Origin of the sequence: Aromatoleum evansii (assembly GCF_045689615.1) — a bacterium.
Lineage (GTDB): Bacteria > Pseudomonadota > Gammaproteobacteria > Burkholderiales > Rhodocyclaceae > Aromatoleum > Aromatoleum evansii.
This window is the reverse complement of the sequence record NZ_CP141259.1, coordinates 1,366,077-1,388,997: the sequence shown is the minus strand read 5'-3', so window position 1 is coordinate 1,388,997 and position 22,921 is coordinate 1,366,077. Positions and strand designations below refer to the sequence as shown.

Annotated in this window: 19 protein-coding genes; 10 read left to right on the top strand and 9 right to left on the bottom strand. The window is 65.6% G+C overall.

Annotated features, from left to right (window positions below):
* Positions 1-3 precede the first annotated feature (3 nt).
* Positions 4-2,019 (bottom strand): methyl-accepting chemotaxis protein, encoded by a 2,016-nt coding sequence (locus U5817_RS06355; RefSeq protein ID WP_407280068.1) that lies wholly within the window; start codon positions 2,017-2,019, stop codon positions 4-6.
* 289 nt (positions 2,020-2,308) lie between these two features.
* On the opposite strand from U5817_RS06355, the gene U5817_RS06350 reads away from it, so the two are divergent.
* From U5817_RS06350 to U5817_RS06310, 9 genes are all read left to right on the top strand, one after another.
* On the top strand, positions 2,309-2,722 hold the full coding sequence (locus U5817_RS06350) for a GlcG/HbpS family heme-binding protein (RefSeq protein WP_407280067.1): 414 nt from the start codon (positions 2,309-2,311) through the stop codon (positions 2,720-2,722).
* 132 nt (positions 2,723-2,854) lie between these two features.
* A complete protein-coding gene (locus U5817_RS06345; RefSeq protein WP_407280066.1) occupies positions 2,855-4,183 on the top strand; it encodes an HD-GYP domain-containing protein in 1,329 nt (442 codons plus the stop codon).
* 32 nt (positions 4,184-4,215) lie between these two features.
* Positions 4,216-5,076, top strand: coding sequence for an HDOD domain-containing protein (locus tag U5817_RS06340; protein ID WP_407280065.1), 861 nt, complete (start codon positions 4,216-4,218; stop codon positions 5,074-5,076).
* Between the two features lie 8 nt (positions 5,077-5,084).
* The gene (locus tag U5817_RS06335; RefSeq protein WP_407280064.1) at positions 5,085-6,659 is read left to right on the top strand and encodes a B12-binding domain-containing radical SAM protein; all 1,575 of its coding nucleotides are present in this window, start codon (positions 5,085-5,087) and stop codon (positions 6,657-6,659) included.
* A gap of 60 nt (positions 6,660-6,719) precedes the next feature.
* The gene (locus U5817_RS06330) at positions 6,720-6,935 is read left to right on the top strand and encodes a DUF465 domain-containing protein (protein WP_169131680.1); all 216 of its coding nucleotides are present in this window, start codon (positions 6,720-6,722) and stop codon (positions 6,933-6,935) included.
* A 37-nt stretch (positions 6,936-6,972) separates the two neighbouring features.
* Positions 6,973-8,277 (top strand): O-acetylhomoserine aminocarboxypropyltransferase, encoded by a 1,305-nt coding sequence (locus U5817_RS06325; RefSeq protein WP_407280063.1) that lies wholly within the window; start codon positions 6,973-6,975, stop codon positions 8,275-8,277.
* Positions 8,278-8,280: 3 nt separating this feature from the next.
* Entirely contained in the window at positions 8,281-9,090 is an 810-nt protein-coding gene (locus tag U5817_RS06320; protein ID WP_407280062.1) for an alpha/beta fold hydrolase, read from the top strand.
* A gap of 53 nt (positions 9,091-9,143) precedes the next feature.
* Positions 9,144-9,956, top strand: coding sequence for a DUF2189 domain-containing protein (locus U5817_RS06315; RefSeq protein WP_407280061.1), 813 nt, complete (start codon positions 9,144-9,146; stop codon positions 9,954-9,956).
* A 23-nt stretch (positions 9,957-9,979) separates the two neighbouring features.
* A complete protein-coding gene (locus U5817_RS06310; protein ID WP_407280059.1) occupies positions 9,980-10,849 on the top strand; it encodes an HDOD domain-containing protein in 870 nt (289 codons plus the stop codon).
* Here U5817_RS06310 and U5817_RS06305 read toward each other — a convergent pair.
* The 5 genes from U5817_RS06305 to U5817_RS06285 are packed head-to-tail and all read right to left on the bottom strand — an operon-like array spanning position 10,798 to position 15,835.
* Positions 10,798-11,301, bottom strand: a complete 504-nt coding sequence (locus tag U5817_RS06305; RefSeq protein WP_407280058.1) for a hydrogenase maturation protease — start codon at positions 11,299-11,301, stop codon at positions 10,798-10,800. The genes U5817_RS06310 and U5817_RS06305 overlap by 52 nt on opposite strands.
* 13 nt (positions 11,302-11,314) lie before the next feature.
* Positions 11,315-12,775 carry a Ni/Fe hydrogenase subunit alpha gene (locus U5817_RS06300; protein ID WP_407280057.1) on the bottom strand — a complete coding sequence of 487 codons (1,461 nt, stop codon included), beginning with the start codon at positions 12,773-12,775 and terminating at the stop codon, positions 11,315-11,317.
* 8 nt (positions 12,776-12,783) lie between these two features.
* Positions 12,784-13,326 (bottom strand): NADP oxidoreductase, encoded by a 543-nt coding sequence (locus U5817_RS06295; RefSeq protein ID WP_407280056.1) that lies wholly within the window; start codon positions 13,324-13,326, stop codon positions 12,784-12,786.
* Between the two features lie 8 nt (positions 13,327-13,334).
* Positions 13,335-14,039 (bottom strand): 2Fe-2S iron-sulfur cluster-binding protein, encoded by a 705-nt coding sequence (locus U5817_RS06290; protein ID WP_407280055.1) that lies wholly within the window; start codon positions 14,037-14,039, stop codon positions 13,335-13,337.
* Between the two features lie 2 nt (positions 14,040-14,041).
* Complete coding sequence (locus U5817_RS06285) at positions 14,042-15,835, bottom strand: NAD(P)H-dependent oxidoreductase subunit E (RefSeq protein WP_407280054.1); 1,794 nt, start codon at positions 15,833-15,835, stop codon at positions 14,042-14,044.
* Positions 15,836-16,179: 344 nt separating this feature from the next.
* Between U5817_RS06285 and U5817_RS06280 the strand changes: the two genes are divergently transcribed.
* The gene (locus U5817_RS06280; protein ID WP_407280053.1) at positions 16,180-19,047 is read left to right on the top strand and encodes an adenosylcobalamin-dependent ribonucleoside-diphosphate reductase; all 2,868 of its coding nucleotides are present in this window, start codon (positions 16,180-16,182) and stop codon (positions 19,045-19,047) included.
* 162 nt (positions 19,048-19,209) lie between these two features.
* Here the strand turns inward: U5817_RS06280 and U5817_RS06275 are convergent, their stop codons facing one another.
* From U5817_RS06275 to U5817_RS06265, 3 genes are read right to left on the bottom strand one after another with little or no spacing between them, the layout of a single operon-like run.
* Positions 19,210-19,794 carry an NUDIX domain-containing protein gene (locus tag U5817_RS06275; protein ID WP_407280052.1) on the bottom strand — a complete coding sequence of 195 codons (585 nt, stop codon included), beginning with the start codon at positions 19,792-19,794 and terminating at the stop codon, positions 19,210-19,212.
* Positions 19,772-21,340 carry an NADH-quinone oxidoreductase subunit NuoN gene (gene nuoN / locus U5817_RS06270; protein ID WP_407280051.1) on the bottom strand — a complete coding sequence of 523 codons (1,569 nt, stop codon included), beginning with the start codon at positions 21,338-21,340 and terminating at the stop codon, positions 19,772-19,774. The genes U5817_RS06275 and nuoN overlap by 23 nt, the downstream gene beginning before the upstream one ends.
* A gap of 37 nt (positions 21,341-21,377) precedes the next feature.
* The gene (locus U5817_RS06265; protein WP_407280050.1) at positions 21,378-22,859 is read right to left on the bottom strand and encodes an NADH-quinone oxidoreductase subunit M; all 1,482 of its coding nucleotides are present in this window, start codon (positions 22,857-22,859) and stop codon (positions 21,378-21,380) included.
* Positions 22,860-22,921: the final 62 nt, after the last annotated feature.

Below are 22,921 nucleotides of genomic sequence, written 5' to 3'. Positions count from 1 at the left end.
CCCTCAGGCCACCTTGAAGCGGCTCACGTCGGCAAGTAGCTGCTCCGCCAGGCTCTCCAGCCGATCCGCCGTGCGGTGACTGTCGACGGCGACTGCGCTGTTCTCCTCTGCCATGCGCGCAATCGTCTCCACGTTGCGCGCAATCTCCGTGGACGCCACGCTCTGCTCGCGCAGGGCCTCCGATATCTCCGCCACGGTTTCCACCACCCGGCCGGCCTCGTCGCGGATGCTCGACATCGCCGCGCCCGCCTCCTGCGCCCGCGTGACACCCGCATTCACCTGCGTCACGCCGCCCTGCATGCTGCCCACCGCCCCACGCGCATCGCGCTGAATCGCGCCCACCATCTGCGCGATCTCCTGCGTCGAATGCGTCGTGCGCTCGGCCAGCTTGCGCACCTCATCGGCCACCACGGCAAAGCCTCGCCCCTGCTCGCCCGCCCGGGCAGCCTCGATCGCCGCATTGAGCGCCAGCAGGTTGGTCTGATCGGCGATCTCCTTGATCACGTTCACGATCGCCGAAATCCGCTCCGAACTGCGGTCGAGCTCGGCAATCGTATCGGCCGACGCTGACACCGCCCGCGCGATCTCTCCGATATCCGCGACCACCGACTCGACGATCTCACCGCCCTCGCCCGACAGCTTGCCCGAGCGGCGTGCAAGCTCATTGGCACTGTTCGCGTTGCTCGCGATGTGATCGATACCCACCGTCATCTCCTCCACCGCCGCCGCCATGCTCGACGCCGCCTCGCTCTGGCGTTGCGAGGCCGTATCGATCTGGCGCGCCGACTCCACCATGCCGCGGGCCGTCTCCGCCACCTGGCCCGAATTGCCCTGGATGCTCGTAATCAGGCGGCACATCGTCGACGCCATGTCGTTGAAGCTGTCGGCGATCACATGCAACTCGTCGCGCGCCTGCAGCTGGATCGCCGTCGTCAGGTCGCCGGCCGCCAGCCGGTGGCTCCCCTCGGCGAGCCGTTTCACGCTTCCCATGATCGACAGATACACCCCGATCGACAGGTAGGCGATCGCGATGGCGACGACCACTAGCACGGCGACGTTGAAATGCAGCACGCGCTGAGCCTCCGCAATCCGTTGCCGCAGCAGTTCATCCAGCGTCGGCAACAGGATCTCGTTCATCTGTCGGTAGCCGACGGAAATCGTCTCGGTGGCCATCCCGAAATAGGCCGACGAAAGCGTGCTCTGCAGGTCGCCGCTTACGATCTCGCTCACCACCCCATTCACCGCGGAGAGCTTCTGCTTCAGTTCGGCGACCGATGACTCCAGCCGTTGCTTGAGATCGGGCCGCTGGACGACGATCTTGCCGATGTTGGTCTCCAGGTCGCCCAGCGCCTCGGCCACGTCGCCTGCGAGCACACTCACCTTGAGCTTTGCCGCATCGTCGATGGTGCCACGCGCCAGCGCGGCAGACCCCCTGGCACGCAACTGCCCCATGCGCTCCAGCAGATAGGGCATGCGGATCACCGCCGTCGACATCAGGTAATAGCTGTCCTGCTGCGGATCGAAGGTCAGGCCGTACTCGTCCGCAACCGAGATCTGGAAATCCAGCACCTGGTCGATCAATCGCGTATGCGCCTCGAAATTCTCGGGCTGGCTCAGCTTCAGCCCCTCCTGCTTCAACGCCCCCCAACGCGAACGGATGTCGCCCCACTCGCTGTTGCGCACCGACTGCGGAAGCGCCACCTCAAGCGTCTCGATGGCCCGATCGACTTCCACGGCCTTGTCCGCACGCGTCGCCTTGGCGCTCTCCAGACCTCCGAGCAGCGCCGACGACAAACCGCGGTGCTGCTGCATCAGCTCCACCACCCGGGAAATCGGGCGGGAGAGCTCCGACGCCACGAGCTCGCGCTCGGTCCGTTCGATCGTCGCGTTCAGCTGGCGCGCCAGCGTCAGCATCAGGCTGGCAAAGGCCACCAGGATGATGAGCCCCAGCAGGCCGAACTTCAGCGGATAGCTGCAACGATTCATCAGACCCACTGCAGGTGCAAAAATCAGTTTCACGATTCACTCCACGAACGAGCCCGCACACATTTCCGGCATCACCGGACATCCGTTGCACATCCTCCGGGCATCCGGATGTGCGGTATATGTCAGCGTTGTCGTCAGGGTATGGGGATTCGCCGAGAAAATACGTGATCCGCATCAAGAACACAGCCGCACACCATACATTCGCCGCATGACCGGGCCGTGGCATTCCCGCCCCCTCGCCTCCGCCCCCCCGCGCGAGCTTTTCCAAATGGGCCGCACACTGCACAATTGCGCCCTTTTTTGCCCAATGGAGAGCCCCAAGATGAAGACCCGCCAGGTCCTGACCCTCGACGATGCACGCAAGATCGCAAGCGCGGCGGAAAGCGAAGCCCTGCGCAACGGCTGGGCCGTCACCATTGCGATCTGCGATGAAGGGGGCCACCTGCTGTGGCTGCAGCGTCTGGACAACGCGCCCCCGTCGAGCGCCTATGTCGCGCCCGAGAAGGCCCGCACCTGCGTGATGATGCGCAAACCCAGCAAGGCCATCGAAGACATGGTCAACAACGGCCGCTTCGCCGGCCTCGGCCTGCCCGTCACCCCGCTCGAAGGCGGCGAGATGATCGTCGTCGGCGGCGAAGTGATCGGCGCCGTGGGTGTCTCCGGCGTCAAATCCTCCGACGACGCGCTGATCGCGCGCGCCGGCATCGCGGCCATCGGAGCCTCAATCAGCCTCTGATCCCCCTATCGGTCGGTACGCCGCGGGGGGCAAAATTACCTATTGATCCCTCCGCTACAAGCGCCCAAAATCCCGCTGGTATCGTGCCGGTCGCATGTGTGCCGCCGGCATCGCCGCCAGGAAGAGCACATCATGCTATTCAATTCGGTCAACCAGCACTGCCTTGGACGCATCGTAGAACTCGCCGAAACCCAAACGGTGGAGGCCGCGGAAGACATCTACGATGAGCGCGGGATGAAACTCTGGGCCAAGGGCAAGCCCGTTTCCGCCGATCTGCAGGAGAAGCTCCTCCGCCGCAAACTGGCGAAGCCGCTCGAAGCCACCCTGGCGGTCGACGGCGCCATCGCATTCAGTGACGTCGCCAGCGCCTGCGTCGCGCACATCGAACAGAATCCGCTGCTTGCCCGCATCGTCAACCGCGACGCGATCGGGCTCATCAACAACATGCGCAACGTGCCGCTCCCGCCGCCACTGCGGTTGCTGCTCACCGCCGCACATGCAAAGGGCAGCAGCAGCTTCAAGCATGCGCTTAGCGCTGTCGTCATATGCGCCGGGATTGCCGCACGCCTGAACGCGAGCGATCACGACGCACAACTCCTGCTGGTCGCGGCCCTGGTGCACGACCTCGGGGAGATGTACATCAACCCCGACTTCCTGCGCGACAGTTACCGCCTTCAGCCGGGGGAATGGAAGCACGTGGCCAGCCATCCCCGCGTCGGCCAGCTCCTCATCGCCGAACTCACCACGCTGCCCGCCGCCGTCGGCCAGTGCGTCGCGCACCATCATGAACGCCTCGACGGCAGCGGCTACCCGAATCAGGTGGGCGGCAGCAATCACAGCCGCCTCGGTTCGTGGCTCGCGGTCGCCGACTCCGTAGGGGCCATCCTCGCACGCGGCGACGACGGGGCCGCCCTGCGCGCCTCGCTGGCGCTGCGCATCGTTCCCGAAGAATTCGACCACGACGCGGTTGCGGTCGTGACACAGGCCCTGCGCAACGGCGAAGACGCGTTCGGAACGACGCCCGAGGGCGACTTCGGCGCGCGCATCCAGGAAAGCTGGCGGCACATGAACGCCGCGATGGCCGAGGCAGAGCTCCTGATCGCCAAGGGTCAGACGCCCTTCTTGCGGCAAACTGCCGGCAACGCGCTCGCCCTGCTGCACAACCTGCTCAAGTCGCTGCGCTCCACCGGCGTCATGGAGGCCAACTCCCTCGGCGCCGGCAACCTCGACGGCGAACTCATCGCGGAAATCAATCTCGTGATCCGCGAAATCGAATGGCGCATGCGCAACCTCGCGCGCAACCTGCACCTTCGCGCCGAAGCCCAAACCGAAGGCACCCCGCTCGAACGGCTCGCCCCGCTGATTCGCGAACTCGACGGCAGCAACGTCGCCGCGGCAACCAGCCCGCAGGCGGTTCCCGCGAGCTACCAAGCCCCGGCAGCAGCCGCGCAGGCAGGGTAAACTCTCACGAACAACATTCATCCGGGGGCGTGATGCAGGATTTCGAATCTCAGGCACGGGCATTCGGCGAGCAGATCGAGGCCGAGATCGCCGAAGGGCATCTCAGCTTCCCCACGTCCCTCGATGTCTCCCTGCGCATCAAGCGGCTCGCCGACAGCCCCGCATCCTCGCTGGAAGAGATCGCCGCAGCGGTGAAGACCGAGCCGGTCCTCAGCGCCAAGACGGTGCGCATGGCCAACGCCGTCGCGCTCAACCCGCAAGCCACCCCCATCACCAACGTCGCCGATGCCGTGCGTCGCATCGGCCTCTCGTCACTGCGCTGCCTGGCCTTCGCAGTGGCCGCCGAACAGCTCGCCCAGGATCACCGCTCGCCCAAGATGCGCGCCATCGCCTCCGGACTGTGGATGCACTCGGTGGATGTCGCCGCGTGGTCCTCCGCCCTCGCCCGCGAACTGCGCGTCGTCAATCCCGACACCGCGATGTTCGCAGGCATGCTGGCCGACATCGGGCAATTCCTGCTGCTCGCCCGTGCCGCCGAATACCCCGCGCTGGAAGACGACCTGCCGCGTTTTGCCGAGTTCGTGACCACCTGGAGCCAACCCGTCAGCGAGGCAGTGCTCGACGTCTTCGAACTGCCCGAATCGATCCTGGACGCATTCGAGTGCAGTAACCCCTACGGCGGCTCCTGGCCCCCCGCGAACCTCGCCGACATCCTTTTCGTCGCGGAACTTGCGGCCGAGACGCCCAACCCCTTCGACAAACTCCTCGGACTGGATCACCGTGCCAGCCTCCTCGATGCGGCCACGCACGGGATCGACCAGCAGGACCTCGATCATCTGCTCGAATCGACCCGGGAAAACCGCCAGCTGATCCTAGCTGCGCTCTGCAGCTGACGCCCCCCGTGCGCGTCACCCTCGTCCATCCGGCCGGCTTCAACTTCGTCCCCGGACAGCCCGATTTCTCGGTGCTGGCCAACCGCATGGCGCCGATCGGCATCCTGTCGCTCGCCGCCTGGCTGGACAAGCACGGTCACGAAACGGCCGTCCACGACTGCCTCGGACCCTTCGCGCCGCCCGGCATCGAAGCCAACGTCGACGCCATCCTCGCCACCGAACCCGAACTCGTCGGCTTCTCCGCGACGACCTCGGCGTTCATGGACGCCGTCGACATGGCAACGAGCATCCGACGCCGCCGACCCGCCATCCGCATCGTGCTCGGCAACGTCCACGCCTCGTCCATCGGCGCACCGCTGCTCGAGCACTTCCCCGAGATCGACTACCTGTGCATCGGCGAGGGCGAAGGCCCCCTGCTCGACCTCGCCGACGGCAAGCCCCCTGCCGCGATCGACAACCTCGTGTGGCGCGACGGCGCGCGCATCGTCGCCAACCCGCGGCGGCCGCGCATCCTGGACCTCGACGAACTGCCCTTCCCCGCCTATGAGAAGCTCGCCGGCTTCCCCGCCGGCTACCACCTGCCGCTCTTCTCCTACGCCAAGCGCCACGGCGCCACGATGATCACCTCGCGCGGCTGCCCCTACACCTGCTCGTTCTGCGACCGCACCGTGTTCGAGCGCCTCTACAAGGTGAACTCCGCCGCTTACATCTACGCGCACATGAAGCACCTGCGCGACAAATTCGGCGTGCATCACATCAACTTCTACGACGACCTGTTCACCGCCAGCCGCAAGCGCGTCGACGAACTGTGCCGCCTGCTCATCGAGAAGCCCCTGGGCATGCAGTTCAACTGCGCGATCCGCACCGGCCACACCTCGGAGGAGATGCTGCACCAGTTGAAGCGCGCCGGTGCGCTGATGGTCTCGCTCGGCATCGAGTCCGCCGACCCGGCGATGATGGAACGCCACAAGGCCGGCGTCACCCTCGACGCCGTGCGCGACACCGTCCGCAAGATCCACGCCGCGGGGCTGCGTGCCAAGGGCCTCTTCATCTTCGGCCTGCCCGGCGAGACGCCGCAGACGCTGCGCGCCACCAGCGACTTCATCCTCTCGCTCGATCTCGACGAGATGAACATGACCAAGTTCAGCCCCATGTACGGCGCGCCGATCTGGGACGAATGCGTCGACGGCAGCAGCGGTGACTTCCGCGAGGACTGGCGCCTGATGAACTGCCTCAACTTCGTCTACCGCCCCGCAGGCTTCGCCTCGCGCGAGGAGATGGACGCCCTCTACAACTGGCACGTCCGCCGCTTCTACGACAGCAAGGGCTACCGCCGCCGCTTCGCCCGCCGCCTGCGGGAACACCGCTGGAGCCTCTGGCACCTGGTGCGCAACCTCCCGCGTGCGGTCAAGGCCGCGCGCTACTTCAGCGCCAACCGCGCACAGCTCGAAGCCGCGCGCCGCGACTTCCCCGTGCACGCGCGCCAGCCGGCGGGACTGAAGGCCCATCTCGGCGCGGAACTGCTGGCCGACAAGGCACGCTCTGCGGCGCAGCAAGTTGTCATCGCCCTGCGCGGCGCATAAGATTGATAATCTTGACCTCCCTCCAACGGCGTACATACGCCCAGCCCGAGCAGGTACCCGATGACAGAGGAAGCCTTCGATCACGTCACCAGCCTGCAGATCCGGCTCACGGAGCTCCGCAACGAGCACCGCGACCTCGATGACGCCATCACGCGTCTGCAGGGCTCCCCGCAGGAAGACGAACTGCTGCTGCGCCGCCTGAAGAAGCGCAAGCTCGCCCTCAAGGACCGCATCGCCGTCATCCAGCGCATGCTCGACCCCGACGAACTGGCGTGAGCCCCGCTCGCGCCGAGGACAACCAGCCGCCCCGCCGATGACCCAACCCAAGACCTTCGGACCCGAAACCCTCGCGCTCCACGCCGGCCAGTCCCCCGACCCCGCCTTCGGCGCCCGCGCCGCCCCCATCTACTTCACCACCAGCTACGTCTTCCCGGACACCGACCACGCCGCAGCGCTGTTCAACCTCGAACGCCCCGGCCACGTCTATACGCGCATCTCCAACCCGACCAACGCGATGCTGGAAGAACGCATCGCCGCCCTCGAAGGCGGGGTCGGAGCGATCGCCGTCGCGAGCGGACAGGCCGCACTGCATCTGGCGATCACCACCCTGATGGGCGCCGGCGGCCACATCGTCGCCTCGCACGCGCTGTACGGCGGCTCGCACAACCTGCTCGCCTACACCCTGCCGCGCTTCGGTATCACCACCACCTTCGTCGATCCGCACGTCCCGGACGCCTGGCGCGCCGCCGTGCGTCCCGAGACGCGCCTGTTCTTCGGCGAATCGCTCGGCAACCCCGGCCTCGACGTGCTCGACATCCCCGCGGTCGCCGACATCGCGCACGCCCATCGCGTCCCCCTGCTGGTCGACGCGACCCTCGTCACCCCCTGCCTGCAACGCCCGCTGGCGCTCGGCGCCGACCTCGTGCTGCACTCGGCAACCAAATTCCTCGGCGGCCACGGCGTCGCGGTCGGCGGCCTGCTCGTGGATGGCGGGCGCTTCGACTGGGAAGCCTCCGGCCTCTTCCCCACGCTCACCGAAGCCTACGACGGCTTCCACGGCATGGATTTCGCCGAGGAATCCCCCATCGCGGCCTTCCTGCTGCGCGCGCGGCGCGAAGGCCTGCGCGACTTCGGCGCCTGCCTGTCGCCGATGAACGCCTTCCAGATCCTGCAGGGCATGGAAACCCTGCCGCTGCGCATGCGAGCCCACGTCGCCAACGCACGCCGGGTCGCGGAGCACCTCGCGGCCCATCCGCTCGTCGCACAGGTCGCCTGGCCCGGCCTCGCCAGCCATCGCGACCACGCGCTTGCCGCCCGCCTGCTGCCCGACGGTGCGGGCTCGGTGCTGTCCTTCGAGCTCAAGGGCGGCCGCGCCGCCGGCCGCGCATTCATCGAGGGCCTGCGGGTGTTCTCGCATCTGGCCAACGTCGGCGACGCCAAGTCCCTGGTCATCCACCACGCCAGCACCACCCACTTCCGCATGTCCGCGCAGGATCTCGCCGCCGCAGGCATCGGAGAAGGCACCGTGCGCCTGTCGGTGGGGCTCGAGAGCGCCGACGACCTCATCGAAGACCTCGACCGCGGCCTCTACGCCGCCGGCCGCGTCGTGCAGGGTTAAGCCATGGAACTGAGCATCAGCGACACCCCCGTCTACCTCTACACCGGCGGCCGCCCCTTCGACCGGCAACAGCCTGTCGTCGTCCTCATCCACGGCGCCGGCCACGACCACAGCGTGTGGAACTTCCAGGCCCGCCAGCTCGCTCACCACGGCTTTGCCGTGCTTGCACCGGATCTCCCCGGCCACGGCCGCTCGCAGGGCAGCCCGCTGCCCACCATCGAGGCCCTTGCGGACTGGGTCGAGGCCCTGCTCGACGGAGCGGGCGTCGTCCACGCCGCCCTCGCCGGCCACAGCATGGGTTCGCTCGTCGCCCTCCAGGCCGCCGCGCAGGCTCCCGAACGCATCCGGAAGCTCATCCTCATCGGCAGCGTCGCCCCGATGCCCGTCGCGCCTCCGCTCCTCGAAGCCGCTGCGAACGCACGCGCTGTTGCGCACGGGATGATCAACCAGTGGTCCTACACCCCCGCCTCGCAGCTCGGCGCGAGCCCCATTCCCGGCGTCTCCCTCACCGGTCTCAACCAGCGCCTCATGGAACGCCAGCGCGAAGGCGTGCTCGCTAATGATCTCGCCGCCTGCAATGCCTACCAGGGCGGCCTTGACGCCGCATCGCGCATCGCCGTGCCATGCGCGATGCTGTGCGGCGAACGCGACCAGATGACGCCGCGCAAAGCCGTCAAACCCCTGCAGGAAGCGCTCGCCAAGGTTCCCGGCGGCGCGCGTATGATAGTGATCAAAGGCGCCGGTCATGCGATGATGGCTGAAGCGCCCGATGCGGTCGGCGATGCCATGCGAGGCTTCCTCACCAGCACATAACAACATGGAAGCCCCGTTCGCTGCCGCACGACAAGCCCCAACAGGAGAGAACCATGTCGCTGCAGAACGATACGGGTACGACAGCTGAAGAACCTGTCTTTCCGACCGTCCGCGAAGTCGATGCGGGCGCCCCCCTGCGCTGGATCGCGCGCGGCGTAAGCGACCTGCGCGCATGCCCGATTCCCAGCCTGTTCTACGGCTTCTGCTTTGCGGCGATGGGCCTGCTCGTCACGATGGTGTTCGAGCACGCCTACCAATACACCGCCGCGATGACCTCCGGATTCCTCCTGCTCGGCCCCTTCCTCGCCATGGGCCTGTACGAGATCAGCCGCCAGCACGAACAAGGGCTGGCCTGCGCACTGCGGCCGACACTCACAGTCTGGCGGCGCAACGCCGGCAACATCGGCATCTTCGCGGTCGTCCTCGGGGTGGTGTTCCTCGTCTGGGCGCGTGCATCGCTGGTCATCTTTGCCCTCTTCTACACCAACGAGCTGCCCAACCTCAGCGGCTTTCTCAACCAGCTGCTGGCGCTCGAGAACCTCGAGTTCCTGCTGGTGTATTTCAGCGTCGGACTACTGTTCGCCTGCATCGTGTTCGCTGCCAGCGTGATCTCCGTCCCCCTCATGCTCGACCGCAACCAGGACGCCATCTCCTCGATGCTCGCGAGCATCGGCGCCCTCGCCCGCAACCCCGGCGCGATGATCGTCTGGGCCTTGCTCATAGTCACAATGACTATAATCGGCTTCCTCAGCTTCCATCTCGGACTTGTCGTATTGATGCCCATCGTCGGTCATGCCAGCTGGCACGCCTACCGCGACCTCGTCGCTCCCACAGGCGACGGCCCGCCACCGACGGCTGCACATTGAACACGCCTCATCGGAACATCGTCATGCACTCCGCCCAGGAACTCGTCGCCAATGTCACCACGCTCGCCACGCTGCCGAGCGTCTATCTGCGCATCCGCGATGAACTCGATGCCCCAGCCGGATCGGCCGCGAGCGTCGCCCACGCCATCAGCGCCGACCCTGCAATCGCCTCCAGCCTGCTGCGCCTTGCGAACAGTGCCTTCTACGGCTACGGCGGAAGGATCGAAACGATCTCCCGCGCCGTCACCGTTCTCGGCATCCAGCAGGTGCACGACCTCGTGCTGGCCATCTCCGTGAGCGGTGCGTTTTCCCTCTTCGCGCCGCGCCACCTCAACATGCCGCGCTTCTGGCGCGGAGGCGTCATGTGCGGACTCGCCGCACGCGAGATCGGCCGCAGCCAGGGCATGATCGGGGTCGAGCGCTTGTTCGTCATCGGCCTGCTATCCGACATCGGTCACCTGGTGATGTACCAGACGATCCCCGAGCTCGCGCATGAAGCGCGCAGCGTCGCAACCGTCGGCCGCGAACCGCTGCACCTGGCCGAACGCCGCATCGTCGGTTGTGACCACGCCGAGGTCGGCGCTGCGCTGATGGCACACTGGCGCCTGCCGACGAGTTTCGTGGACATCATCGGCGCGCAGACCGTGCCGCGCCTCGGCGGGGACTACGTCTATGAGGCTGCGATGGTGCACGTGGCCGCGCGCATTGCCGAGGCGGACCAGGAGAACGAATCGAGCACCGCAGCCGCCGAGCGCATCGACCCCACGATCTGGGCCCTGCTCGAAATGGAACCCGCCAACCTGCGCCGCATCCGCGAAAGCGCCGAACTCGACCTGGCGAGCTACACCGCACTCTTCTTCCCGAACCTCGGCAACGAGCGCGCGCGCGCCTGAGCCAGCGCACGCCAGCGCTCCGGCCGCGGCAACGCGAACAGCGTCCGGGCAAACGCAAGAGCCTCCCCGAGCGCCTCCTCGGCCGGCACGGACAAACCCTCGCCCAACTCGAAGCGGACGGCGCGCAGCCCCAGGATGAAGGTCGGGGGAGGCGCCGCCCCCTCGATGCGGCGGAACACGTCCAGCACCGCCGCAGGCGACAGCGCATGGGAAAAACTCGACACCGACGCCCCGCCGTCCGTTTCAGCAAACGCGAAAGGCGCCTCCAGGCCGCAGGCCGCATCGATGAACAGCGCCAGGTTCGCGCCGCACAGCTCCAACGCATGCTCCACCTGGAGCTGAAACTCGCACACGACCCGCACACCAGCCGGCAGTTCGTCCTCCAGCCGCCGCAATAACAGCGGCCCTGCCGCATCGTCCCCGCGCGACTCGTTGCCGATGACGAAGATCACCAGCCGGCCGGAATCAGTCACGCACCACCCGATCCACGACCTCGCCGCCCGCATCGGCGAGTTCAAGCACCAGCGGCATCTTGCCCAGCGCGTGCGTCGCACACGACAGGCAGGGATCGTAAGCCCGGATCGCGACCTCGATATGATTGAGCAGTCCCTCGGTCAGCTTGCGCCCATCCAGATAGCGACGCGCCACTTCCCGCACCGCGGTGTTCATCGCCTGATTGTTGTGCGTCGTCGACACGATCAGGTTGCACATCGTCACGAGGTCGTCGTCCCCCACCTGATAATGGTGGATCAGCGTGCCGCGCGGCGCCTCGATGATCCCGACCCCCTCGTTGCCGCGCTCCCCGTCCGCCAGCAGAGCCCCTTCCAGGAGGTCGCCATCGCCGAGCAGATCGCGGATCACTTCAGCCGCATGCAGCAGCTCGATCATCCGCGCCCAGTGATAGGCCAGCGTCGCCCTGACCGGCTCCCCCCGCCCGTGATCGATGAACTCGCGGCGCTCGGCCTCGGCCAGCGGCGTCGGGATGAAGTCGCAGTTCTGCACCCGTGCGAGCGGCCCCACCTGGTACCACCCCTCGTCCGGCCCCAGCTGCTGCAGGTAAGGGAACTTCATGTAGCTCCAGGGCTTGACCTGCTCCCGGATGAGGCTGCGATAGGACTGATCCGGCACCTTGTCGACCAGGATCCTGCCGTCCGCATCGCGAAAGCGCAACGCGCCGTGATACAGGTCCATCGCCCCGTCGGCCCGCACCAGGCTCATCACGTTGGCGCGGAAGCGCCCGAACTCGTCGTACAAGGCAGGATCGGCCCGATGCAGCCGTTTCACCAGCTCGACCGCCGCGCGGCTCCACTCGACCATGTGGTCGATTTCCGCGCGCAGCGCGTCCCGGTCCTCCACAGCGAGAGGCCGGTTCATCCCGCCGGGCACCGAACCGGTACCGTGGATGCGCTTGCCGGCCGTCGCGCGGATCACCTCCTGCCCGAACTTGCGTAGCAGCACCCCCTGCCGCGCCACCTCCGGGTAAGCCGCGGCAACCCCGACGATGTTGCGCTTGCCGACCTCCGACTCGAAGCCGAACAGCAGGTCCGGCGACGACAGGTGGAAGAAGTGCAGCGCGTGCGATTGCAGGATCTGCCCGTAATGCATCAGGCGCCGGAGCTTCTCCGCCGAGCGCGTGATCGGGATGCCCAGCACCCGGTCCATCGCCTTCGACGCTGCCAGGTGATGACTGACGGGACAGATCCCGCACAGGCGCTGCACCATCACCGGCACCTCCCAGTACGGGCGCCCCTGGATGAACACCTCGAAGCCGCGGAACTCCACGATGTGGAGGCGCGCCTCGCGGACATGGTCGTCCTCGTCGAGCAGCAAGGTCACCTTGCCATGCCCTTCGACCCGCGACACCGGGTCGATCACCACCCGGCGCAATTGCTCCCTGCCGGCAGCCGTTTCAAGCGACGAATCCATGCGATGCCTCAATCGAAACGCAACAAGGGATGCGCCAGGCGCGGCGTGCGACCGCCGATCAGGTCCGTCAGGAACTTCCAGATCGCGTCGCCCGACGGCGGACATCCCGGGATGAAGTAATCGACCCGGACCACCTCATGGATCGGGTGCACGCGGTCGAGGAGCAAGGGCAGCTCGGGATCGTCCGGCACGCCCCCCTCCTCGATGCCGTCGCGTTTCACATACACCTGCTGCAGGCAATCACCGAGATCGAGATGATTGCGCTGCGCCGGCAGACCACCATTGATCGCGCACGCACCGACCGCAACCAGTGTCTTGCAGTTGCGGCGGAACTCGCGCAGCACGTGCACATTCTCCGCGTTGCACACGCCCCCCTCGATCAGGCCGATGTCGCAGGGCCCGCAATGCTTGATGTCGGTGAGCGGCGAACGATCGAATTCCACCACCTTGGCCAGCTCGAGCAGGCGCTCGTCCATGTCCAGGAAGGACATGTGACAGCCGAAACAGCCCGCAAGCGAGGTCGTCGCAACACGCACGCGGGGCAAACTCATGCTGTCGCTCATTCGCCCTTCTCCATCGCAACGCTGCTGATCGAGGCCTCGTCGTACTTGCGCTCGCCGATCGGCACGGCGAAGCCCACCCGCTTGCGCAGGATCACGCCCACCGGGCAGATGTCCGCAGCCCTATCACTCACCGCGAAATCCGTATCGGCCAGCCGCCCCGACTCCGCATTCACCACCAGATGCTTGCGGATCCCGCGCTCCGTCAGCGCGAACACGCCCTTGTGATCCACGTCGCGCGACGCCCGCACGCACAGCTCGCAAAAGATGCAGCGATTGAAGTCCAGCAGCACGTCCGGGTGCGACGCATCCACCGGCCGGTCAGGATAAAAGTGCGCGAAGCGCGCGCTGCTCATGTCCAGCTCGTAGGCCAGCGCCTGCAACTGGCAGTTGCCGCTCTTCTCGCACGACGGGCAGAAATGGTTGCCCTCCACGAACAGCATCTGCAGGAGAGCCCGCCGCTCGCCGTTGATCTCCGGCGTATTGCTCTCCACCTCCATCCCGTCCCGCGCCGGCAGCGCGCAGGACGAAACGTGGCGCCCGCCAACTTTCACGATGCACAGCTTGCATGAGCCGTGCGGCGGGAAATCCGGGTGCCAGCACAGGTGCGGAATATAGTGGCCGGCCGCGCGTGCGGCCTCGAGTATCGTCTGGCCTTCCTCGAACGGCACCGGCCGGCCGTCGAACAGGAACTTCCCGCCCATCGCTACACCTCCTCCCGCCAATCCAGGTGCGCGCCCGGATCGTCGCGACCGGTCATGCGCCGCGCCGTTTCGAGCGCTGCGTCGAGATCGAACGCCGGCTTGAAGTCGAGCGACACGAGCCGCCGCTCGTAGGCCGGGCGGAACTTGATCAGCGTGTCGATCACCGGATTCGGCGCGCTCGACCCGAGCCCGCAATGGCTCGCGTTCTTCAGCAGGCGGTCCAGCCACTCGATGTCGGCCAGATCCATCTTCGCCCCCTTCCCGCTCGCGAGCTTGTCCATGTAGCCCTTGAGCAGGGCCGTCCCGACACGGCACGGCGTGCAGAACCCGCAACTCTCGTGCGCGAAGAAATGCACGAAATTGCGCGCCATCTCGAACGGGTCGCGGCGCCCGTCGAACACCATGAAGGCCCCGGCCGTCGGCACGTCCTCGAACGCGATGCGCCGGTGGAACTCGTGGCCCGCGATCGTCACCCCCGACGCGCCGCCCACCTGCACGACCTGCGGATCGTGTGCACCGCAATCCTCGAGCACATGCGCTATCGTCACCCCGAAGGGATACTCATACACCCCGGGATAGGCGCAGTCCCCCGAGATCGACAGGAGTTTCGTGCCGGTGGACTGCGGCGTCCCCGTCGCCGCGAAAGCCGCGCCGCCTTGCAGGGCGATCAGCGTGGTCTTCGCCAGCGTCTCGACGTTGTTCACCACCGTCGGTCGTCCCAGATAGCCATGCGTGACCGGGAATGGCGGCCGGATCCGCGGCGTGCCGCGCTTGCCTTCGAGCGACTCGAGGAGCGCCGTCTCCTCGCCGCACACGTAGGCCCCGGCGCCCAGGTGAATGTCGATGTCGAAATCGAACCCCGCTTCGCCGAGGATCCGCGGCCCGAGAAGTCCCGCTGCGCGCCGCAGGGCCAGCACCGCCCGCAAGTGCTTCAGCAGGTAGCGATACTCCCCCCGCAGGTACAGCAGGCCCTGCCGCGCCCCGGTCGCCCAGGCCGCAAGGGTCATCCCTTCGAAGACTCGCTCAGCCTGGCTCGCCAGCAGCACCCGATCCTTGAAGGTGCCCGGCTCGCCTTCGTCCGCGTTGCACACCACCACCTTGTCGGCGCCCGGCGCATCGCGGCAGGCCATCCATTTCACCGCCGTCGTGAAGCCCGCTCCACCACGCCCACGCAGCCCCGACAGGCGCACCTCCTCAAGCCAGCCCGTCCGCCCGCGCACCATCGCCGCCTGCAGCGCCGCCCCGGGAACGAAGTCGTCTCCGAGCAGCGCCCCGCGCCGGCGGATGTTGTCATCGACGCGGAAATATTCGGCCGGCCACTCGGCCAGCGGTGTGCCGGCACGCACCAGCGATGCGATGCGCTCCACCCGCGTCTCGTCGAGCCGCGTCACGGCAAGGCCGTTGACCAGCACCGCCGGCCCCTGATCGCCCATTCCCGTGCATGAGGTTACATCGACGCTCACCTCTCCGCCGGGCGAGACCTGCCCCGGCGAGACCTCCAACCGTCGACAGAGGCTTTCCATCAACACCCGGGTGCCCAGCATCCGATCGATGATGTTGTCGGAAAAAAGGATGCGGTAACGGCCGACCGGCTCGGTGTAGAGAAAACTGTAGAACCCGGCGACGCCTTCGACGCGCGCCCGCGGCAACTCGAGCAGATCGGCAATGCGGGTCAGCGCCGCCGCAGGCAGATAGCCGATGCCGTCCTGGGTTTCGACAAGGATCTGGAGCAGTTGCGACGGTTCCCGTCGATGGCGCTCGACCGCCTGTGCTGCTATCCGCTCGGCATCTTGCATGGGCAAACTCCGGAGCTGCGCTATGCAAGGATTCTAGCAGCAAGCGATGCTGCGTTGCATCGTAGGCAGCGCCGCAAATATTTTCGTCGCGCCCGTGCGACGAACACCGCCGACCGCACAGCGATGGCCCCGCCGAAACCCTTGGCGGACGCGACTTTCAGCGTCGCAGATCACCCAAAAGCACTACTAGATCTAGTGAGCACTGAAAGCTTGACATACCGCAAAAACAATTAACATATTGTTTTTAGGTGTTTTTATTTTTTTGCAAAATCAACTTTCGCGAGCTATTCTTCACGCCGAAATACACACCATCGAACGGACTCACACACGGACTCAAAAAGACCATGAGCACGACGATCAATTCGCAGGCCAAAGGCAAGGCAGACGCCTCCACCCTCGCCCCGCAGGAAATCGCGGGCGAAGTTCTCCTCGAAAAATATGCCAAGGACGACGAACAGACCGTCGCCGAAGTCCGCACGCGCGTGGCGCGTGCCCTCGCAGCCGTGGAAGCCGAGGAAAAGCGCGCCCACTGGGAAGCGAAGTTCCTCGAAGCCCAGGAGAAAGGCTTCGTCCCCGCAGGCCGCATCAACAGCGCTGCCGGCACCAAGCTGCAGGCAACCCTGATCAACTGCTTTGTCCAGCCGGTCGGCGATTCCGTGTCGGAAGCCGTCGACGGCCGCCCCGGCATCTATACCGCGCTCGCCCAGGCCGCCGAGACCATGCGCCGCGGCGGTGGTGTCGGCTACGATTTCTCCAGCATCCGTCCGAAGGGCGCCCTGGTGAAGGGCACCCTCTCGAACGCCTCCGGCCCCGTGTCCTACATGCGCGTCTTCGACCGCTCGTGCGAGACCGTCGAGTCCGCCGGTGCGCGCCGCGGAGCCCAGATGGGCGTGCTGCGCTGCGACCACCCCGACATCGAGGAGTTCATCCACGCCAAGGACCATGGCGACCTGACGAACTTCAACATCTCGGTGGGCGTCACCGACGCCTTCATGAAGGCCGTCGACACCGACACCGATGTCGAACTCTTCCACAAGGCCGAACCGATCGACGAGCTCAAGGCCACCGGTGCATATCAGCGCGACGACGGCCTGTGGGTGTATCGCAAGCTGCGTGCACGCGAGCTGTGGGACCAGATCATGCGCTCGACGTACGACCACGCCGAGCCGGGCATCCTCTTCCTCGACCGCATGAACCAGGACAACAACCTGTACTACTGCGAAACGATCGAGGCGACCAACCCCTGCGCCGAACAGCCCCTGCCCCCCTACGGCTGCTGCGACCTCGGCTCGATCAACCTCACGCCCTTCGTGAAGAACCCCTTCACCGACAAGGCCGACTTCGACTACGCGGCCTTCGGCAAGATCGTCGACATCGCCATCCGCATGCTCGACAACGTGCTCGACGTAACGCACTGGCCGCTCGAGCAGCAGGAGAACGAGGCACAGTCCAAGCGTCGTGTCGGCCTCGGCTTTACCGGCCTCGGCGACGCCCTGATCATGCTCGGCAAACGCTATGACAGCCCCGAGGCCCGCAGCGTCGCCGCGAAGATCTCCGAATACATGCGCGACCGCGCCTACCTCGCCTCGGTCGAACTGGCCAAGGAACGCGGCGCCTTCCCGCTGTTCAATGCCGATCTCTACCTCTCCGGCGGCAACTTCGCCTCGCGCCTGCCTGCCGAGGTCAAGGACAAGATCCGCAAGCACGGCCTGCGCAACTCGCACCTGCTGTCGATCGCTCCGACCGGCACGATCTCGCTCGCCTTCGCGGACAACGCCTCGAACGGCATCGAACCCCCCTTCTCCTACACCTACACGCGCCGCAAGCGCATGGCCGACGGCACCTACAAGGAATACGCCGTCGAAGACTACGCATGGCGCCTGTACAAGCACGTCGGCGGCAACGTCGCGAGCCTGCCGTCCTACTTCGTCACCGCGCTCGAGATCTCCGCGCAGGCGCACAAGGACATGGTGGCCGCAGTCGCTCCGTTCATCGACACCTCGATCTCCAAGACCGTAAACGTCCCCGAGGACTACCCCTACACGGAGTTCGAGGATCTCTATCTCTCCGCCTGGAAGGCCGGCCTCAAGGGGCTCGCAACCTATCGCCCCAACTCCGTGCTGGGCTCGGTGCTCTCCGTCACCCCGTCGTCGGAGCAGAAGCAGCCGCAGGACGTCGAGCTTTCCGGCCCGAACAAGCGCCTGTCGATCAACAGCCTGCCTGCCCCCGTCCTCTCCAGCCTGCGCTGGCCCGGCCGCCCCGAGCTGCCCGACGGCAACATGGCGTGGACCTACATGCTCGGCACCCCGACCGGCGACTTCGCCCTCTTCGTCGGCCAGGTCGGCAATAACGGCGGCTCCTTCCCGTTCGAAGTGTGGGTCAACGGCGCGGACCAGCCGCGCGGCCTCGGCGCCGTCGCCAAGACTTTGTCGATGGACATGCGCGCGAACGACCGCGGCTGGCTCAAGCTCAAGCTCGAGACCCTGGCGCGCACGATCGGCGAGAAGTCCTTCGAGATGCCCTTCCCGCCGCACGGCGAGAAGACCATGTTCCCGGGCGTGGTCTCCGCTTTCGCCCAGGTGGTCCGCTATCGCTGCGAGAAGCTCGGTGCCCTTGAGGTGAACGACACCCCGACGCCGGTGCTGGACACCCTCTTCAGCCTGCAGGAGCCCAAGACCGGCACCGACGGCACGCTGTCCTGGACCGTAGATATCTCCAACCCGGCAACCGGCGAAGACTTCGTCCTCGGCCTGAAGGAAATCACGCTGCCCGACGGCGTGACCCGCCCCTACTCGGTATGGCTGTCGGGCAACTATCCGCGCGCCCTCGACGGACTCACCCGCATCCTGTCGCTCGACATGCGCGTCATGGATCCGGCCTGGGTCGGCATGAAGCTGCGCAAGCTGCTCAACTACCCCGAGCCGCTCGGCGACTTCATGGCCTTCGTCCCCGGCACCCGTCGTCAGCAGAACTACCCGAGCACCGTAGCCTACATGGCGCAACTCATCATCCACCGCTACGCGATGCTCGGTGTGCTCGACGAGCAAGGCTATCCGGTGCGCGAGATGGGCATTCTCGAGGCTCCGCGCGAGACCAGCGATCCGAAGGTCATGCAGGGCGGACTCTGCTCCGAGTGCGGCAACCACTCCGTGATCCGCAAGGACGGCTGCGACTTCTGCACCGCCTGCGGCGCGGTCGGCACCTGCGGCTGATCTGCTCCGGGGGCGTCCGCAAGGACGCCCCAAAACAAAACAAAAAGCGAACCATAAGGTTCGCTTTTTTTTGCCTTCGACCAGCCCGCCACGGACTCTCCCCCGGCGCAAGGCCTTCCGGGGGCCGACGTTCGCATCGTCCCGCGATGCGTCACTGCACCGCTATCGTGCAGCAGGTGAAATCGCCGTTCCCAGCAGGGGCAAGGCACGGAACAGGGCGGTGATCGTCTTCGCGTCGGTGATCACGCCCTCCATCACCGCACGAACCGCCTCATCGACCGTAAACGTCAGGATTTCGAGAAACTCCCCATCATCGAGCGCATCGCCAACGTGGGTCAGATCACGAGCCAGGAACATCTCGATGCGCTCATCCGAGTAGCCAATACAGGGATGCATGACTCCGAGGTACTGCCACGCAGCGGCCTCGTAGCCCGTCTCCTCGCGCAACTCGCGCCGGGCGCAAGCAAGCAGCTCCTCGCCAGCGTCGATCTTGCCGGCGGGCAACTCCAGAAATGCGCGTCGCAGCGGATAGCGGAACTGCCGTTCAAACACGAGGCGCCCGTCGGGCAGGACCGCGATGACGACGACAGCACCCGGGTGGGTGATGTACTCACGAACCGATTCGCTCCCGTCCGGGAGCGAAACCCGGTCCCGACGGACCTTCAGCAGGACGCCGTCGTAGACCGGGGAGGATTCGAGCTCAGACTCTTCGAGCGGATCCCGCTCAGAGGGATGCAAGGAGCGCATAGGCGCAGAGCGACATCAGCCCCTGCGGAAGCAGGCCGAGCACGGCGATGGCGAGGCCGTTCGCCGACAACAGGAAGCGCACTTCACCCTGAGCACGGATAGGGGCGGAATCGACCGGCTCGTCGAAGTACATGACCTTCACGACGCGCAGATAGTAGTAAGCACCGATCACCGACATCAGCACCGCCACCACGGCCAGCCAGACGTAGCCCGCCGCGACGACAGCCTGCAGGACCGAAAGCTTCGCGAAGAATCCGATGAAGAACGGGATGCCCGCCATCGAGAACATCACGATCATCATCAGCGCAGCAAACCACGAATTGCGCTTGTTCAGGCCCTTGAAGTCCTCGATGGTTTCAGCCTCGAAGCCGGCACGCGACAGCAGGATCACCATACCGAACGACGCGAGGCTCATGATCACGTAGGACACGGCATAGAACATCGCCGAGCTGTATGCATTGAGGGCGAAGTTGCGATCCCCGTCCACCACTCCGGCGAGCAGGCCGAGCAGCACGAAACCCATGTGCGAAATGCCGGAGTACGCCAGCATGCGCTTGATGTTCGACTGCGCAATCGCGGCCAGGTTGCCCAGGACGATCGACAGCACCGAGAGGAACATCAGCATCGTCTGCCACTGATCGGCGAGCTCGAACAGACCGTAGACCAGCAGCCGCATGGTCATCGCGAAGGCGGCCAGCTTGGGAGCTGCCGAGATCATCAAGGTGACGGCCGTCGGAGCCCCCTGATACACATCAGGCACCCACATGTGGAACGGGACCACGCCCAGCTTGAACGCCAGACCGGCAACGATGAACACCAGGCCGAAGACCAGGACCGTCTTGTTCGCGGCCTGATGATAGATCGACTGCGCGATGCCCGACAGTTCGAGGCTGCCCGTCGCACCATAGAGCATCGACATGCCGTACAGCAGGAGACCCGAAGCGAGCGCACCGAGCACGAAGTACTTCATCGCGGCTTCAGTCGCGCGCGGCGAGTCGCGGTCGAAGGCGACCATACCGTACAGCGACAGCGACATCATCTCGAGGCCCATGTACAGCGACAGCAAGTGGTTCGCGCTGATCATCACCATCATGCCGAGGCTCATCAGGAGCGACAGCAGATAGTATTCCGGACGATCGATCTTGCGGTCGGCAAGGTAACCGCGGCCGTACAACAGCGCGACCGAAACCGCCAGCAGGGAGAACACCTTGAGCAGACCGCCCAGCATGTCGCCGATGAACATCCCGCTGAAGGTCGCGACCACCTCGTTCGCTGCGTAGCCCTCGGCCAGGCTCATCAGCAGCTCGGCAAGGCGAACGCCAAACAACGGCAGCTCGGAAACGACCGCCGCAACGGCCGCGAGGAGGTTGGGACTCACGAGCACGCTCACCAGCGCGGCAAACACGAGCGTGAGCTGCGTCAGGCCGTATGCGAGGTCGCTGGCCACGCGGCGTGCGAACGTGGAAGCCAACATGATCACCAGCGCCATCACGGCGACCAGGATCTCTGCCGCGGCGGGGTAGAAGTCGGGAATGACGAAATTCATCTTCTGACCAATCCGAAAAAGTGTCTCGCCCGCTCGCTCAGAGCTTGCTCACGGCAACATGCCGCAGGAGTTCATTAACCGACGCATGCATCACTTCCGTAAACGGGAAGGGATACAGGCCCATGGCCAGCACGCACAGCGCAAGAATGCCGAGGAAAGCGAACTCGCGCGCACCGATGTCCTCCAGTTCGGCAACATGGCTGTTGCCGACCACGCCGAACACCACGCGCTTGTACATCCACAGCGTGTAGGCGGCCCCCAGGATCAACGTCGTCGCAGCGGCGAACGCTACCCAGAAGTTGAACTGCACCGCACCCAGCACGACCATGAACTCGCCGATGAAACCGCTCGTGCCCGGGAGACCTGCGTTGGCCATCGCGAACAGCATGAAGAAGGCCGCGAACTTGGGCATGGTCTTCACCACGCCGCCGTAGTCGGCGATGTTGCGGGTATGCATGCGGTCGTACAGCACCCCGATGCAAAGGAACATCGCACCCGAAACGAAGCCGTGCGAAATCATCTGCACCAGCGCCCCTTCGAGGCCGATCGCATTGAACATGAAGAAGCCGAGGGTCACGAAACCCATGTGCGAAATCGACGAGTACGCCACCAGCTTCTTCATGTCGGTCTGGACCAGTGCGACGAAGCCGATATAGATCACCGCGATGAGGGAGAGCGCGATCATCATCGGCGCCATGGCCTGCGACGCATCAGGCACGATCGGGAGCGAGAACCGCAGGAAACCGTACGCGCCCAGCTTCAGCGCAATCGCGGCCAGGACCACCGACCCGCCCGTAGGCGCCTCGACGTGGGCGTCCGGCAGCCAGGTGTGCACCGGCCACATCGGCACCTTCACCGCAAACGCGATCAGGAAGGCCCAGAAAATCAGCGTCTGTGCCGGCATCGCGAGCGGCAGCTTGTGCCAGTCGAGGATGGAGAAGCTGCCGCCTGCCTGCATGAACAGGTACAGGAGCGCGATCAGCATCAGCAGCGAACCGAGAAGCGTGTAGAGAAAGAACTTGATCGCGGCGTAAACCCGATTCGCTCCGCCCCAGATACCGATGACGAGGTAAAGCGGAATCAGCGACGCCTCGAAGAACACATAGAACAGGATGCCGTCGAGCGCGGAAAAGATTCCGTTCATCAGGCCCGACATGATCAGGAACGCCGCCATGTATTGCGCGACCTTTTCCTGGATCACCTGCCAGCCCGCCATCACAACCATGATCGTGATGAACGCGTTGAGCAGCACGAACAGCACCGAGATGCCGTCCACGCCGAGGTGGTAGTTGATGTTGAAGCGCGGAATCCACGGAAGGAATTCGGAGAACTGCATCGCACTGCTGCTTGCATCGAACTGGGTGAACAGCGGGATCGTCACCGCGAATCCGACCAGTGCAACCAGCATGGAAAGGGACCGCGCAAGCGGGGCGTTGCGGTCCGAACCGGTTGCTAGCACGAGCAACCCACCCAGGATCGGTATCCAGATCGCGAGGCTGAGGAATGGCATACCCGTCATCGTTACTTTCCGTTCAGTGCGCCGAAAACTGACGCGTGTTTATCGTTATTCACAGACCGACC